The following is a 13879-nucleotide window of genomic DNA, read 5'->3' as shown; positions in this document are numbered from 1 at the left end:
ACCGCGTCACAGCCCCTGCCCCTGCCCCGGCGTCGCGGGCTACCGGGTCACCCCGCGAGGTAGCCCAGCTCCTGGATCCGCGCGATCTCCGCCCGCAGCTCGGGGTGCTCCGCGCGGTCGGCGGCACGGCCGCCCACGACGTACGCGGCGTCGCCGCGCTCGCCCGCGCTGTCGAAGACGACCGTGAGCCGGTTGTCGGTGCCGGCGTTGATGAGGGAGCCGAGCAGGGCGACGGGGTCGGCGCGGTCCTCGAGCGAGAGCACCCGGGTGGCCGCGGGGATCCGCGGGACCTGGGCGGACGGGGCACCGGCGATGACGACGTGCTCGATGCTGAAGGACGAGGACGCCGGCACCGCCGCGAGCTCGGCCGCGGTGACGCCGCCGCGGGCGGAGCCGACGAGCATGACGCGGGCGCCGGCCTCGTCGGCGACGGCCTTCTCGAGCGTGCGGACGACCTGGGCGGCGTAGCCGGAGGCGTCGCCGCCGACCAGCCGCAGCCGGCGGCTGCCGCCGCCGTCGGGGCCCGGGAGGTAGGCGATGAAGCGGCCCGGGGCGACCCGCTGCACGGTGACGCTGCGGGTGGTCTCGCCCAGCGTCGTCATCAACTCCTCGATGCTGCGGGGGGCCGTGCCGGGAGCGGCGGGAGCGCGACCGCCGCCGGGAGCGGCGGGGGCGTCCTCGTCCGTCGCGGACACCGGCGGCGCCGTGACGACCGAGCCGGCGATGTCGCGCAGCGCGAAGCCCGGGTCGGGCGCGAAGTCGGCGACGCCCGTGGACCGCAGGCCCCCGCGCGCGGCCAGCCGGCCGGTCTCGCCGTTGAGCACGCCCACCGTCAGCAGCGAGCGCATCTGCAGCCCGTCGAGCAGGCCACCGCCACCGGAGGCGACGTGGTCCATCAGCTGCGGGTTGTTCTCGGCGAGGTCGCTGAGGTACGACGCCACCCCGTCGCGGTCGAGCGCGTCGGTCTCGATCAGCCCCGCGGAGACGATCGCGCCGCCCAGCGCGACCTCGGGGGCGAGGTAGCCGATGGCGCGGCCCGCGATCGAGCCGAGGGTCTTGTACGCCGCGTCCTGGAGCTCGTCGATCCAGCGGTAGGTCAGCACCGTCGCCCGCACGATGAGCGCGTCGGCGTCGAGCTCGATGGAGCGGGTCAGCAGGCCGTGCTTGCCGGTCGTGGCGGAGCGGATGTCCTCGTCGGCACGGGTGTACGTCGGCCGCGACAGCTCCGCGGAGTCCGCGACGTCCGGGTCGCCCAGCACCTCGGCGCCGAGGCGGGCGCGCGAGCGCATCTCGGCCCCCGAGGAGTCGAAGAGGTCGGCGAGGCGGAGCATCCGGTCGTACTTGTCGGCGAGGTCCGCGGCCTCGACCGCGGTGAGCGGCGGCCGCGGCGTGCCCTCGGCCGGGCCGTCGGCCCGGTGGTCGGCCCGGTGGTCGGCCCGGTGGTCGCCGGTGGCGTCGCTGGGCTCGCCCAGCAGGTCGGTGCGCGCGTCGTCGGGGGTGCGGGAGGTCTCGGTCATCCGACGACCTCCGCGAGCACGGGCGCCAGGTCGGCGGCGAGGTCGTTGGGCTGGACCCGTCGGAGCTCGACGCGCTGCACGCCGTCCACCTCGTGCGGCCGCAGGGAGCGCCAGCCGTCGGCCAGCAACACCCACGACACGACGCCGACGACGGTGGTCTCGCTGCCGGACACGTCGGCGACGAGCGCGCGCAGCCGGCCGCGGGACTCGTGGGCGACCGCGGTCAGCAGGCCCACGACGTCGGCGTCGCCGAGCAGCGTGCCGGTGCCGTCGACGACCTGGCCGTGGTGCTGGGCGGCGAGCACGGGGACCAGGTCGGAGCGCCCCGTGCGCAGCGCCTCGCCCGCGGCGTCGGCGAGCTCGAAGGGCAGCGTCACCAGCGAGGGGACGGCGGACTCGTGCAGGGTGACGTCCTCGGGCACGACCGTGGTGCGGGCCAGCTCGCCGGGCCACAGTGCGGTCGGCAGCCAGGCCAGCTCGAAGACGATGCCGTCGACGGTGGCGAGCGTGGCCACCGCGGCCCCGTCCTGGCGGTGCCAGGCCTTGGCCTGCACGCCTCCGACCGTCACGTCGAGGTCGAGCGCCACGCTGGGGGTGGCCAGCAGGCCGACCGCGCCGAGCAGGCCGTCGTCGACGGTCCGGCCGGTGAGCAGGCCACGACGCGTCAGCGAGGTCTCGGGGTCGTGCAGGGCGTCCAGCGCGGCGGCGTACGCCGTGGTCTCGGCCGTGCCGCGGCTCTGGCCGAGGCGGCCGTCCAGGGCGCTCCCACCCGGTCGCGCGCCGCCGTCGACGAGGTCGAACGGCAGGGGGGCGCCGCCGGCGCGCTCGGCGACGAGACGGAGCTCGGGCAGCGTCAGGGACACCCGGCGCGGCAGCGCGTCGAGCAGTCCCGCCGGCGGGGGCGGAGGCGTGCTGAGGTCGATGGTCGGCATGTCAGAGTCCCGGGATCTCGACCGCGAGCCAGTCGCGGTGGCCGCTCGGCGGCGGGGTGAAGGCGGCGAGGGCGCGGTCGCCGGGGTCGGCCTCGCGGCGGACGCCGTCGGGGTCGTCGTGCGCGTCGACGCGGGCCACCCGGGTGCGGGCGTCGGCGACGATCGAGCCCGCCCGGCGCTCGGTGCTGGCGATCGACTCCTTGAGCAGGTCGACCTCCAGGAGGTGCTTCTCGAGCGACTCGGCGGCCGTCTCGTGCCCGGCCGCCACCTCCCGCAGGTGGGCGGCGCGGTCGCGGACCCGCTCGCGCATCGACTCCGCGGCGCGTCCGGACCACCCGATGCCCTCGGTCTGGGCGACCAGGTGGTCGGCCATCGCGCGGATGTCGACGCCCTGCTCGCGCAGCTGGGCGGCTCGCTTCCGCATCACGTCGGTGTCGCCGTACATGCCTCACGTCCTTCGGGGGGTCCTCGGCCCCTTCCCGCAATCGGGTGCCGCGAAACGCCGGGGGGTGCACAATCGGGCCCACCAGACCGGGTCCGACCGGAGCCGGAGCGGGGCGGCACACGCCGTAACCGCGCCGTGGTCCCGGTCGTTGCCCGGGGGAGCGGCGCCGTGCCGCCCGTCGAGAGGTGGACCCATGTCGCAAGTCCCGACCCCCTGCCGGGGTGCCGCACGACCGACCGCCGGCCTCGCCGTGCTGGCCGGCCTGGTGCCCCTGCTGCTCGGGATCCTGCTGACCGGCGGCCCGGCCACGGCGGTCGAGGGGCAGACGCCCGACGGCGACGTGCGTCGCGCGGTCTTCGTCGGCAACAACTGGGACGGGACCGCCGACGTGCTCGCCCCCGGCACCTTCAAGCGCCTCGGCCGGATCAACGTCATCCCCGACTACGACGAGCGGATGATGGAGATCTCGACGAACCCCGACCGGCTGGCCTACTTCCTGGCCGTCCGCGAGGCGATCGGCGAGGGCCACGACCAGTTCGTGGACGACATGTACTCCTCCAACGACGGCACCCGGCTGATCGTGTCCCGCCCGTCCTTCGCCGACGTGGTCGCGATCAGCCTGGAGACCAAGAAGATCCTCTGGCGCTTCCCGGTCGCGGGCTACCGCTCCGACCACATGGCGATCTCGCCCAACGGCAAGCGCGTGGTCGTCAGCGCCTCGACCGCGAACGTCGTGCACGTGCTGCGGGTGCGCGACGGCAGCGAGGTCGGCCAGTTCCCCTCCGGCGGCTCCCCGCACGAGAACGTCTTCATCGACGGCGGGCGGCGGATCCTGCACGCGAGCATCGGCATGGTCTACAGCCCCGTCGACCAGCCCGAGGGCGACGACACCAAGCAGGAGCGGGTGCTGCAGATCGTCAACGCCAGGACGTTCAAGATCGAGCGGCGCTACGACCTGCGCAAGGCGCTCGACGACCGGGGCATGGAACAGGTCAGCACGGCCGTGCGGCCGATGACGCTGTCGCCCGACGAGAAGACGTTCTACTTCCAGCTGTCGTTCTTCCACGGCTTCGTGGCGCTGGACCGCGCCAGCGGGAAGATCGTCCGGGTCAAGCACCTGCCGAACCTCGTCAAGGACACCCCGCGCGAGCAGTACCTCCTCGACTCCGCCCACCACGGCATCGCCATGAACCCGCGCGGCACGAAGATCTGCGTCGCCGGCACCATGTCGGACTACGCCACGGTCGTCGACGCACGGACGTTCAAGCGCGGCAAGCTGCTGAAGAAGGAGGGCGGCAAGCCGTACTGGGTGACCCCCAGCGCGAACGGCCGCACCTGCTACATCTCCTGGAGCGGGACCGACCAGGTCTCGAAGATCTCCTACCGGACCGGCCGGGTCACCCGGACCGTCTCGGTGGGCGACCACCCCCAGCGGGTGCGCAACGGGTTCGTCGCGCGGAGCCTCGTCGCGGGGCTCTGAGGCAACGCCGCTGCGGCGGGGTGTGCCGACGGCGTACGGCGCTCAGGGGCCGCGGGTGATCTCGAAGACCTGGCTCGAGACGCTGCCGTCGCCCGCGCCGAGGTAGCCGTTGTCCTGCAGGCTCTGCAGCTGCTCGACGATCGAGGGGTCCGTCGACGCGTCGACCGCGGCGGCGCCGTTGGCGTAGTGGTCGAGCCCGTGGCTGTCGCCGATGCTCGAGCCCTGGTCGTCGAAGTGCACGGTCACCTGCTGGGGCGAGTCCGGGTTCTCCTCGCCGTCGAGCAGCGGCACGACGTCGCCCTGGTTCTCCAGGGAGAGCACGTGCGTGCCGGGCGGGAAGCCGTCGACCTGCGCGGTCGGGGCGCCGGCCGTCACGACGTTGGTGACGTGGAAGCCGCTGTCGTTGCTCAGCAGCGCGGCGGCCTCCATCCCGCCCTGGGAGTGCCCGGCGAGCAGCACCGGGTCGTCGGGCTGGATGCCGGCCTCCTGCATCGCCAGCCGGATGCCCTCGAGGTAGGCGTTGTCCTGGCCACTGATGAGGAGGTAGTTGGTGGCCATGTCGCGCACGTCGCCGTCCTGCGTCCACGGCATCGTGGTGAGGTCGTCGGTGCCGGGGAGGTAGACGATGTGCCGCACGTGCCCCTGGCCGTCGTCGATGGTCTGGATCTCGATGGTGCCGTTGTCGAGGTCGTTGGTCTCGCCGAGGTGGGTGACGACGTCGGCGAGGCTGCCCGGCTGGGTGCCGCCGCTGGGCGTCGTGAGGTCGGTCGTCGAGACGACGGGGTCGCCGTCCGGGCCGAAGAGCGCCGCGAGCAGGCCGGCCGCCGACTCCGTGTCGGGGGTGAAGGACGGCAGGCCGAACGGACCCCCGGGCACCAGCGGGGTGGTGCCGTCCCAGAGGCCGTCGAGCAGCCCACCGCCGCCGTTGATGAGGTGCTGCAGCACCTCGGGGTGCTCGGCCAGCCAGTCCTCGAGGGCCGCGCCGGCGCCGGCCGCGTCGCGCTCGAGCTGCTGCTGGAGGGCCGGGGGGAGGTGCTGCCACACGACGTACGCCACGGGGCCGGCGGTCAGGGCCGTCGCCAGCAGCGCCGGCGCGGAGACGACGAGGGTGAAGCCGATCATCCGGCCGACGAGGTAGTCGACGACCTCGAAGGTGCCGTGCGCCAGGTCGTCGGTCTCCCGGAAGACGCGGACGACGACGCGGATCAGGATCGCGTCGGTCTCCCAGCCGAGGGACTCGACCAGGACGCCGTCGGGGCCGGTCGTCGCGGCGATCACCGAGGCCTCGGCCTCGGCGAAGCTGATCGGGGAGAGGATCGCGGACTCGACGAGGTCGCCGTTGGTCAGCGTCCGGCCGCCGCGCCCGGCCCAGTCGCGCATCTGGTTGCCGGCGGTGTCGTACGTCGCGGCGAGGGCCAGCACGGCGTCGTACGTCGCCTCGACGCCCTCGGACCCGCCGGTGACGCCCGTGATCGGGACCGGGTGCGGCTCGGTGCTCATGCGCGCACCCCCGTCACGAGGGCGGCCACGTCGACGCCCAGCCGCAGCGGCTCGACGGGGTGGATGCGGACCCGGGCCACGCCGCCGGAGGAGTACGGCGTGAGCGCACGCCACCCGTCGGGGAACAGCAGCCAGCTGACCCAGCCGACCTTCCGCGCGCCGGTCGGGCCCAGGCCCGAGACGACCGTGCGCAGGCGGCCCAGCGCGCTGGTGTTGAGCAGCCGCACCTGCTCGTCGGTGCCGGCGAGGCCCAGGGGCAGGTCGCCGTCGTCGGCGAAGACGCTGCCCGCGTGCCGGGCGACGAGCTCGGCGAGGACGTCGCCGCGGTGCAGCCGGAGCGCCTCCCCGGAGCCGAGGAGCAGCTCGTGCGGCAGGTCGAGCACCTGCTCGGGGGCGCGGGCGGTGGTGCGCGGCCGGGTGACGGTCACGGTGCGCGCCAGGTCGACCTGCCAGAGGTCGTCGTCGAACCAGCCGAGCTCGACGGCACCACCCGCGGTGGCCATCGTGGTGACCCGCCCGGCGCGCAGCCGCTGCCACGAGCGGACCTGGGCGAAGCCGCTCGCGGCCTGGTTGCGGCGCACGGAGAGGTCGACGTCGACGAGCGCCTCGGGGGCGCCGAAGACGGCGAGCGCGCCGGCGACCTCCGGGTGCGGCTGGCCGTCGGCGGTGAGCAGCCGTGCCTCACGGAGCTCGGCCTCGGGGTCGGTGCCGTCGCCGGGCTGGGGATCGGGGTCGGAGGTGGCGGCGTCGGGCTGGGGATCGGGGTCGGAGGTGGCGGCGTCGCCGCCGCGGGGCGTGGGCACCTGCGGGCCCAGGCTCCGCTCGGTGCGCGACGGCTCCGCGGTGGCCGACGCCGACCACGGCAGGGGGGTGCCGGTGCGGTCGGCGAGCGCCTCGACCGCCTGCCGGGACAGCCGGACCCGCCGCGGCACGCGCGCGAGCAGCCCGGGGGACGGCGCCGGCGTGCCGTCGAGCCGGATCGAGACCCGGGTCACCGGCCGAGCCCCGGGACGTCGACGTCGAGCCAGGCCTTGTTGCCGGGCGGCGGGGGCACGAAGCGGTCCAGCAGCTGGTCGCCGGCGTCGGGCAGGACCTTGCGGAGCCCGTCGACGAGGCCGTGGCCGAGGTCGGCCAGCCGGTCGCGCGCGCCCTCGATCAGCCCGTGCACCTTGCGCTCGATGGCGGCGATCAGGTCCTTGAGGCGGTCGACCTCGTGCGCGTGGTGGTCGAGCGCGTCGGCAGCGTCCTCGTGCAGGCCGGCCGAGCGGCGCAGGGCCGCGGCCCGCTCGCGGGTGCGGTGCCGCATCGCGTCGGCGGCCAGGCCCTTCCAGTGGACGGCGTCCGCCTGGCCGACCAGCCGGTCGGCCTCGGTGCGGATGTCGGCGGCCTGCTCGCGCAGGTCGCGGGCGAGGGCGCGGATGACGCTGGTGTCGCCGTACATCGCTCCTCCTCGGGTCGTCTGCAGGAACCCTGCCCGGACCGGGGGACGCGAAACGTCAGGGCGTGAGGGCTGTGGACAGACGGTCCAGGGCGCGCTCGATGTCGGCGCCCGGGCCGGCGAAGCTGAGCCGGATCGAGCGACCGCCGTGCGCGGTGTCGAAGTCGATGCCCGGCGCGACGCCGACGCCGGTGCGGGCGAGCAGGTCGTGGGAGAAGGCCATCGTGTCGTCCGTGAGGTGCCCGACGTCGGCGTAGACGTAGAACGCGCCGTCGGCCGGCGCCAGCTCGGTGATCCCGAGGCGGGGCAGCCCGTCGAGCAGGAGGCGGCGGTTGGCGGCGTACCGCTCGACGTGGCCGTCGAGCTCGGCGTATGACGCGTCGTCGAACGCCGCGAGGCAGGCCCGCTGCGCGATCACGGGCGGGCAGATCGTGAAGTTGCCGGTGAGGACGTCGACGGCGCGGCGCAGCCGGTCGGGGACGAGCATCCAGCCGATCCGCCAGCCGGTCATGGAGAAGTACTTCGAGAAGCTGGAGAAGACGACGGCCTCGCGGCTGGTCTCCCAGGCGCTGCGGGCGAGGGGGGCGTGGCCGTCGAGGGGGGCGTACTCGATGCCGTGGTAGATCTCGTCGGAGATCAGCTGGATGCCGTGCTCCTCGCAGTACGCCGCGAGCGCGGCCAGCTCGCTCGGCAGCAGCATCGTGCCGGTCGGGTTCGCGGGGCTGGCGACGACGAGGCCCCGGATGTCGCCGAGCGCCGCGACCTGCTCGACGGTCGGCTGGAAGCGGGTCTCCGGGCCGGTCGGGATCTCGACGACCTCGCAGCCCAGCGCGGTCAGCACGTTGCGGTAGCAGGGGTAGCCGGGGCGGGCCATCGCCACCCGGTCGCCCACCTCGAACGCCGCGAGGAACGCCAGCAGGAACCCCCCGCTGCTGCCCGTCGTCACCACCACCTCGTCCGCGCTCACCTCGACCCCGTGCGCGCGCCGGTGGTGGCCCGCGATCGCCTCGCGGAGCTCCCGGATGCCGGCGGCGGGCGTGTAGCCGAGGGGGTCGCCGCTGTTCAGCAGCCGGATCGCCTCGTCGCGGACCGGCCCCGGCGCGCCCGTGCTCGGCTGGCCCGCCAACAGGTTGAGCAGGTCCCCGTGGGTGCGCTGCCGCTCGGTCGCCGCGGCGAGCAGGTCCATCACGTGGAACGGCGGCACGTTGGCGCGGGTCGCGACCTGGAGCCGGTTCATGGGGCGACCCTACGGGCGGGCGGGGTGGGGGAGTTTCGTCGGTCGGCCGGTGAAACTCCCGGTGGGCGGGTGGGGGAGTTTTGTCGGTCGACCGGTGGAACTCCCGGTGGTCGGGTGAAGCTTCGCCGTCCCGGCGCGGGTTTCGTCGGTCGACCGATGAAACTCCCGCAGCGTGCCGCGCCACCGCCGAGCTGGTGTCATGGAACTGGCGCTTGTGTCACGGAGTTCCATGACAGGAGCGCCAGTTTCACCGGGTACCCGGTGAAACTTCCCGACTCCCCGCCGCTGCCACACCCGCCCGCCGCCCGAAGAACGACCCCTCTCCGAGCTGCGTGCCGGAGCAGTAGCCGGCCCCGTCCTGGGCGAGGTTGGAGGCGCAGGCGCCGGCGGCGTACAGCCCGGGGACGACGGAGCCGTCGGGGCGCTGGACCTCGCCGTCGACGGTGACGCGTATGCCGCCGAGGGTGAAGCCGGCGTACAGCGCGGTCCCGAGCGTCAGGTCGTAGACCCCCCACGGCCCGACCGACTGCGTCGCGAGCCAGTCGGGGTGCTTGTGGAAGTCGGGGTCCTCGCCCCGGGCGGCGTGCTCGTCGTAGCGCGCGAGCGTCGCCGCGAGCGACCCCGGTGGCAGCCCGAGCCCGGACTCCATCTCGGCGACGGTCTCGTAGCCGTCGACGAACGGCACCAGCGGCATCTTCGGGTGCTCGACGTGCTCGCTGTCGACGATGAGGTACGCCGCGTGGTCGGGCTGCGCGAGCACGTGCGCCGACGTGCGGGCGTGGTAGCTGTCCTCGGCGACGAACCGCTCGCCGCGCTTGTTCACGAGCACCCCGGTCACCAGCACCGACGGCGGGTAGAACGGCGCCGTGATGAACGGCTCGTCCATGTGCCGCAGCTCCGCGCCGACCGAGGCGCCGAGCCGGATGCCCAGCCCGTCGTCGTACGTCGACCCGAGGGTGAACAGCTTCGCCCCGAGTGCCGGGGTGTGCTCGGCGACCATGTCGGCGTTCATCACGAAGCCCCCGGCCGCGACCACCACGGCCGACGCGGCCACGACGCCCGTCTCCTGGAAGCACCGCCAGGCGACGCCCACCACCCGGCCGCCGTCGGGGGCTCCGTCCGCCGGTCCCCCGTCCACCACGAGGTTCGTCGCCCCGGTCTCGTAGCGCACCTCGACGCCGGCCTCCTCGACCCGCGCCCGCAGCAGGTCCATGACCAGCCGGGTGCCCTCGGTGTCGCCGGGCACCGGCACCTTGTGGCCGCGCGGTGCCGGGACGGCCCGGTCGCGGTAGGGCCAGACCTTCTCGTTGCCGGTGAACATCAGCCCCTCGGTGCCGGGCTGGATCACCGCCTTCTCCGGGTAGTACGACCGCTCGAACGCGAAGCCCAGCGACTCCAGCCAGTCGAAGTGCTCGACGGACCCGTCGCAGTACGCGCGGATCTTGTCCGGCTCGGGGTCCTTCGACGTGGCGAGGAGGTAGTCGTACATCGCGTCGGCCGAGTCCCCGTGCCCGGTCGCCCGCTGCACGGCGGTCCCGCCGCCGAGGTAGAAGTGGCCGCCGGACATGCTCGACGTCCCGCCGTGCACCGCGGCCCGCTCCAGCAGCAGCACCCGCGCGCCGGCCCGCGCCGCCTCGAGCGCCGCGCAGCCGCCGGCGATCCCGAAGCCGACGACGACCACGTCGTACGCCGGCGCCCCGCTCAGCGACGAGGCGTCGAGGACCTCGGGGACGGTGGTGCCGGACGTCGCGGAGGTCATGGGCCAAATCTAGAACAAGTTTCAGTTTCGTGCGATCCTCGGACGCATGCTGACCCTCATCGACGTCGACGGCCGCGAGCACGACCTCGCCGCGCCCGACGGCGCGCCGGAGGGGTACGTCGACGCCGCCGGCCTGGCCACGGCCACGGGCTGGGACCTCAAGCCGGTCGGGCTGTGCCGGGGCGACGTCTGCGTCCCGCTCCTGGGCCGCACCCTCACCGACCCCGACCACCCGGGCGGGATCGACCTCGCCGCCTGGACCGAGGCGCTCGGGCTGCTGCTCGTCCACGACCCGGAGGAGGGCGTGGCCGCGCTGGCGCCGTCCGCCGCGGTGCGCTCCCGCGAGCTGGCCGACGGCAAGGCTCCCTCGCTGACCCTGCCGGACGTCGACGGGAACCCGGTCTCGTTCGACGACCTCTCGGGCTCCAAGCGGGTGCTCGTCACCTGGGCGTCCTGGTGCGGGTGCCGCCACGAGCTGGCCGGCTGGCAGCAGGTGCAGGACGAGCTCGCGGATCAGGGCCTCCGGCTGTTCTCGGTCGCCCTCGACGCCAGCCCCGAGGACTCCCGGCCGTGGATCGAGGCGGTGGGGGAGTCCGGGCCGTCCTACCCCGTCGGCATCGACACCGCCCACGTGACCGCCGAGCGGTTCGGGATCACCAACGTCCCCTCGGTCGTGTGGGTCGACGAGGACGACAACGTGGTGAAGCCGCCCACGATCGCGCCGGGCGACGACCAGTTCGTCGACTTCACGTTGATCGACAGCCGCCAGCACCACGACCTGCTGCGGGCCTGGGTCCGCGAGGGCCGGCTCCCCGCGAGCGCCGCCCAGCCGCCGCCCACGCGGACCGACGACGAGCAGCGGGCCCTCGCGGAGCGCCGCGTGGCGGCGTACCTCCAGCGCGCCGGCCGCACCGACGCGGCCCGGCGGCACCTCGCCGCGGGGCAGGCGCTGGCGCCGTGGGACTGGACGGTGCGTCGCGGCGGGATCGCGATGACCGGCGGCGACCCGTTCCTCGGCGAGGAGTTCACCTCGTTCTGGGAGGAGTGGGACGCCTCGGGGCGCCCGGGCTACACCCCGACCACCTGATCGCCGAGCCGGCACGCACGGCCCCGAGCGGCCCCGGTCCAGCCCCGTCGCAGCCGCACGGGGCCGGGGCCGGTCACCGATAGACTGCGTGTCCGCCGCCCCTGCGATCGCGCGAGGTGACCCCTGTGACGTTCGACGTCCACCAGCTCGACACCTTTCTGCTGGTGGGCTCCGCCGTCACCCTCCTGGCCATCCTGGCCGTGCGCCTGTCCTCGCGGGCCGGGCTCCCGAGCCTGCTGATCTACCTGCTCATGGGGGTCGGTCTGGGGGAGGCCGGCGTCGGCATCGGCTTCGAGAACGCCGAGCTCGCGCACTCCCTGGGCTTCGCGGCCCTCGCGGTGATCCTGGCCGAGGGTGGTCTGACGACCAGCTGGCGCGAGGCCCGGCCGGCGATGCGGCTCGGGCTGTCGCTGGCCACGATCGGGGTCGCGGTGTCCGTCGCGGTCGTCGCCCTGGCCGCGCACTACGCGCTCGGGCTCTCGTGGGAGCTCGCCGTCCTGCTGGGCGCGGTGACCTCCCCGACCGACGCGGCGGCGGTGTTCTCGGTGCTCCGGGTGGTGCCCCTGCCCAAACGGCTGACGGGCTCGCTCGAGGCCGAGTCGGGGCTGAACGACGCCCCGACGGTCGTCCTCGTGACCCTGATCAGCACCGGCGCGGTCGCGGACAACGGCGTGCTCGGCGCCTTCGGGATCATCGTCTACGAGCTGGTCGCCGGTGTCGGGTTCGGGCTGGCCGTCGGCTTCGGCGGCGCCTGGGTGATGCGCCGGGCGGCGCTGCCGTCGTCGGGCCTCTACCCGCTCGCGGTCCTCACGCTCACCTTCCTCGCCTACGGCACCGCGGCCGCCGTGCACGCCTCCGGCTTCGCGGCGGTCTACGTCTCCGCGCTCGTCCTCGGCAACATGGACCTCCCGCACCGCGGCGCGACCCGCTCGTTCACCGAGGGGGTCGCCTGGCTGGCCCAGATCGGGCTCTTCGTGATGCTCGGGCTGCTGCTCTCGCCCGCGCGGATCACCCCGTCCATCGTCGGGCTCGCGATCGTCGCCGGGCTGGTGCTCACGTTCGTCGCGCGCCCGCTCTCGGTGCTCGTCAGCGCCGTGGTCCAGCCGATGCCGTGGCGCGAGCTGGGCTTCCTGTCGTGGGCGGGGCTGCGCGGTGCGGTGCCGATCGTCCTCACCACGATCCCGCTGGCCGAGGGGGTGACCGGCTCGCAACGGCTCTTCGACCTGGTCTTCGTGATGGTCGTGCTCTACACCCTGCTGACCGGCCCGACGCTGCCGCTCGTCGCCCGCGTCCTCAAGGTCGCGCGCCGCTCCGAGCCGCGCGGCCTCGAGGTCGAGGCGGCGCCGCTGGAGCGGGTGGCGGCCGACCTGCTGCAGGTCACGATCAGCCCCGTCTCGAAGATGCACGGCGTCGAGGTCGGTGAGCTCCGGCTGCCGAAGGGCGCGTCCATCTCGATGGTGATCCGCGACGACGAGACGCTGGTCCCCGAGCGCCGGACCGTCCTGCGCCACGGCGACGACCTGCTGGTCGTGACCCCGCGCAAGCTGCGCGAGCAGACCGAGAACAGGCTCCGCCAGGTCAGCGACGGCGGCCGGCTGGCGCAGTGGCTCGGCGACCGCGAGCGGCGTCCCTGAGCACGCGCCCCCCGGCGTACGACGTCAGCCGGACGGGCTGCAGATCGTGGCGTCCTCCGCGGAGCGGATGAAGGACTTGCCCTTGACCAGCTTGGTGAAGTCGTCGCCGACGATGACCGTCACGCCGACGCCCTCGGTGGCCCGGCGCCGGATCTCGGTGCCGGGTCCGAGCTTCGCCGCGACCAGCTGGACGGCGGGGTTCTTCGGGTCCTTGGCCCAGACCTCGGCGGTGGCCACCTCGGCCTTGTCGGGCGCGTTGCCGCTGTCACCCTCGGTGAAGCCCTTGTCGGTGAACAGCTGCATCGTCCGCCCGGCCAGGCCCTCGCGGGTGCCGGCGTTGTAGACGCTGACCACGACCTGGTCGGCGTAGACCTTGTCGCCCTGCGCGACCGAGACGTTCGTGCACAGGGGTGCGTCGACCTTGCCCGGGAACGGCTCGGTCAGCGAGGAGTAGCCCCACGCGGCACCGATGACGAGAATCAGGCCGAGCACGCTCACGGTGATCGCGGTGCGCAGTCCCTGGCTCATCAGCCCTCCATCGTGTGGACGCGGGCGTGCAGGACGTGGCGCTGCTGCAGGGCGGCGCGCAGCGCGCGGTGCAGGCCGTCCTCGAGGTAGTACTCCCCGCGCCACTCCACGACGTGCGCGAAGAGGTCGCCGTAGAACGTCGAGTCCTCGTCGAGCAGCGCGGCCAGCTGCAGCGTGTCCTTGATCGTGACGAGCTGGTCGAGACGGACCTGGCGCGGCGGGACGGACGCCCAGCCGCGGGAGGACATCCCGTGGTCGGGGTAGGGACGACCGTCGCCCACGCGCTTGAAGATCACGCCGCGACTATAGCCAGCCCGACGCT

At 74.3% G+C, this 13879-nt stretch carries 13 protein-coding genes; 3 read left to right on the top strand and 10 right to left on the bottom strand.

What is annotated here, in order from left to right; genetic code table 11:
• Nucleotides 1–47 precede the first annotated feature (47 nt).
• The 3 genes from H5V45_RS10230 to H5V45_RS10220 are packed head-to-tail and all read right to left on the bottom strand — an operon-like array spanning nucleotide 48 to nucleotide 2894.
• Nucleotides 48–1517 carry a hypothetical protein gene (locus H5V45_RS10230; RefSeq protein WP_185252835.1) on the bottom strand — a complete coding sequence of 490 codons (1470 nt, stop codon included), beginning with the start codon at nucleotides 1515–1517 and terminating at the stop codon, nucleotides 48–50.
• Entirely contained in the window at nucleotides 1514–2449 is a 936-nt protein-coding gene (locus H5V45_RS10225; protein WP_185252834.1) for a hypothetical protein, read from the bottom strand. The genes H5V45_RS10230 and H5V45_RS10225 overlap by 4 nt, the downstream gene beginning before the upstream one ends.
• Nucleotide 2450: 1 nt before the next feature.
• On the bottom strand, nucleotides 2451–2894 hold the full coding sequence (locus tag H5V45_RS10220; RefSeq protein WP_185252833.1) for a hypothetical protein: 444 nt from the start codon (nucleotides 2892–2894) through the stop codon (nucleotides 2451–2453).
• A 193-nt stretch (nucleotides 2895–3087) separates the two neighbouring features.
• Here H5V45_RS10220 and H5V45_RS10215 point away from each other — a divergent pair, with 193 nt between their 5' ends.
• Nucleotides 3088–4374, top strand: a complete 1287-nt coding sequence (locus H5V45_RS10215) for a YncE family protein (protein ID WP_185252832.1) — start codon at nucleotides 3088–3090, stop codon at nucleotides 4372–4374.
• 42 nt (nucleotides 4375–4416) lie between these two features.
• On the opposite strand, the gene H5V45_RS10210 is transcribed toward H5V45_RS10215, so the two are convergent.
• From H5V45_RS10210 to H5V45_RS10190, 5 genes are all read right to left on the bottom strand, one after another.
• Nucleotides 4417–5874 (bottom strand): type 1 periplasmic-binding domain-containing protein, encoded by a 1458-nt coding sequence (locus tag H5V45_RS10210; RefSeq protein ID WP_185252831.1) that lies wholly within the window; start codon nucleotides 5872–5874, stop codon nucleotides 4417–4419.
• On the bottom strand, nucleotides 5871–6869 hold the full coding sequence (locus H5V45_RS10205; RefSeq protein ID WP_185252830.1) for a hypothetical protein: 999 nt from the start codon (nucleotides 6867–6869) through the stop codon (nucleotides 5871–5873). The genes H5V45_RS10210 and H5V45_RS10205 overlap by 4 nt, the downstream gene beginning before the upstream one ends.
• Entirely contained in the window at nucleotides 6866–7315 is a 450-nt protein-coding gene (locus H5V45_RS10200) for a WXG100 family type VII secretion target (protein WP_185252829.1), read from the bottom strand. The genes H5V45_RS10205 and H5V45_RS10200 overlap by 4 nt, the downstream gene beginning before the upstream one ends.
• Before the next feature lie 55 nt (nucleotides 7316–7370).
• Nucleotides 7371–8549 (bottom strand): pyridoxal phosphate-dependent aminotransferase, encoded by a 1179-nt coding sequence (locus tag H5V45_RS10195; protein WP_185252828.1) that lies wholly within the window; start codon nucleotides 8547–8549, stop codon nucleotides 7371–7373.
• Between the two features lie 247 nt (nucleotides 8550–8796).
• Entirely contained in the window at nucleotides 8797–10308 is a 1512-nt protein-coding gene (locus tag H5V45_RS10190) for an FAD-binding protein (protein WP_185252827.1), read from the bottom strand.
• A 46-nt stretch (nucleotides 10309–10354) separates the two neighbouring features.
• On the opposite strand from H5V45_RS10190, the gene H5V45_RS10185 reads away from it, so the two are divergent.
• Together H5V45_RS10185 and H5V45_RS10180 are read left to right on the top strand one after the other, a co-directional pair.
• Nucleotides 10355–11395 carry a TlpA disulfide reductase family protein gene (locus H5V45_RS10185; RefSeq protein WP_185252826.1) on the top strand — a complete coding sequence of 347 codons (1041 nt, stop codon included), beginning with the start codon at nucleotides 10355–10357 and terminating at the stop codon, nucleotides 11393–11395.
• Between the two features lie 125 nt (nucleotides 11396–11520).
• Nucleotides 11521–13029: a potassium/proton antiporter gene (locus tag H5V45_RS10180; RefSeq protein WP_185252825.1), complete on the top strand. Its 1509-nt coding sequence runs from the start codon at nucleotides 11521–11523 to the stop codon at nucleotides 13027–13029.
• 24 nt (nucleotides 13030–13053) lie between these two features.
• On the opposite strand, the gene H5V45_RS10175 is transcribed toward H5V45_RS10180, so the two are convergent.
• Both H5V45_RS10175 and H5V45_RS10170 read right to left on the bottom strand, forming a co-directional pair.
• Nucleotides 13054–13557, bottom strand: coding sequence for a LytR C-terminal domain-containing protein (locus H5V45_RS10175; protein ID WP_185252824.1), 504 nt, complete (start codon nucleotides 13555–13557; stop codon nucleotides 13054–13056).
• Nucleotides 13557–13853 carry a type II toxin-antitoxin system VapB family antitoxin gene (locus tag H5V45_RS10170; RefSeq protein WP_185252823.1) on the bottom strand — a complete coding sequence of 99 codons (297 nt, stop codon included), beginning with the start codon at nucleotides 13851–13853 and terminating at the stop codon, nucleotides 13557–13559. Before H5V45_RS10170 ends, H5V45_RS10175 begins: the two co-directional genes overlap by 1 nt.
• Nucleotides 13854–13879: the final 26 nt, after the last annotated feature.

Origin of the sequence: Nocardioides luti (genome assembly GCF_014212315.1) — a bacterium.
Classification (GTDB): Bacteria; Actinomycetota; Actinomycetes; order Propionibacteriales; family Nocardioidaceae; genus Nocardioides; species Nocardioides luti.
Note: the sequence above shows the minus strand (reverse complement) of the source record. Positions and strands in the feature narration are given on the sequence as shown.

Bases quoted from the DNA above. Each gene is read 5' to 3' on its own strand.
- H5V45_RS10230 (WP_185252835.1), bottom strand. From the start codon at position 1,517: ATGACCGAGACCTCCCGCACCCCCGACGACGCGCGCACCGACCTGCTG.
- H5V45_RS10225 (WP_185252834.1), bottom strand. From the start codon at position 2,449: ATGCCGACCATCGACCTCAGCACGCCTCCGCCCCCGCCGGCGGGACTG.
- H5V45_RS10220 (WP_185252833.1), bottom strand. From the start codon at position 2,894: ATGTACGGCGACACCGACGTGATGCGGAAGCGAGCCGCCCAGCTGCGC.
- H5V45_RS10215 (WP_185252832.1), top strand. From the start codon at position 3,088: ATGTCGCAAGTCCCGACCCCCTGCCGGGGTGCCGCACGACCGACCGCC.
- H5V45_RS10210 (WP_185252831.1), bottom strand. From the start codon at position 5,874: ATGAGCACCGAGCCGCACCCGGTCCCGATCACGGGCGTCACCGGCGGG.
- H5V45_RS10200 (WP_185252829.1), bottom strand. From the start codon at position 7,315: ATGTACGGCGACACCAGCGTCATCCGCGCCCTCGCCCGCGACCTGCGC.
- H5V45_RS10195 (WP_185252828.1), bottom strand. From the start codon at position 8,549: ATGAACCGGCTCCAGGTCGCGACCCGCGCCAACGTGCCGCCGTTCCAC.
- H5V45_RS10190 (WP_185252827.1), bottom strand. From the start codon at position 10,308: ATGACCTCCGCGACGTCCGGCACCACCGTCCCCGAGGTCCTCGACGCC.
- H5V45_RS10185 (WP_185252826.1), top strand. From the start codon at position 10,355: ATGCTGACCCTCATCGACGTCGACGGCCGCGAGCACGACCTCGCCGCG.
- H5V45_RS10175 (WP_185252824.1), bottom strand. From the start codon at position 13,557: ATGAGCCAGGGACTGCGCACCGCGATCACCGTGAGCGTGCTCGGCCTG.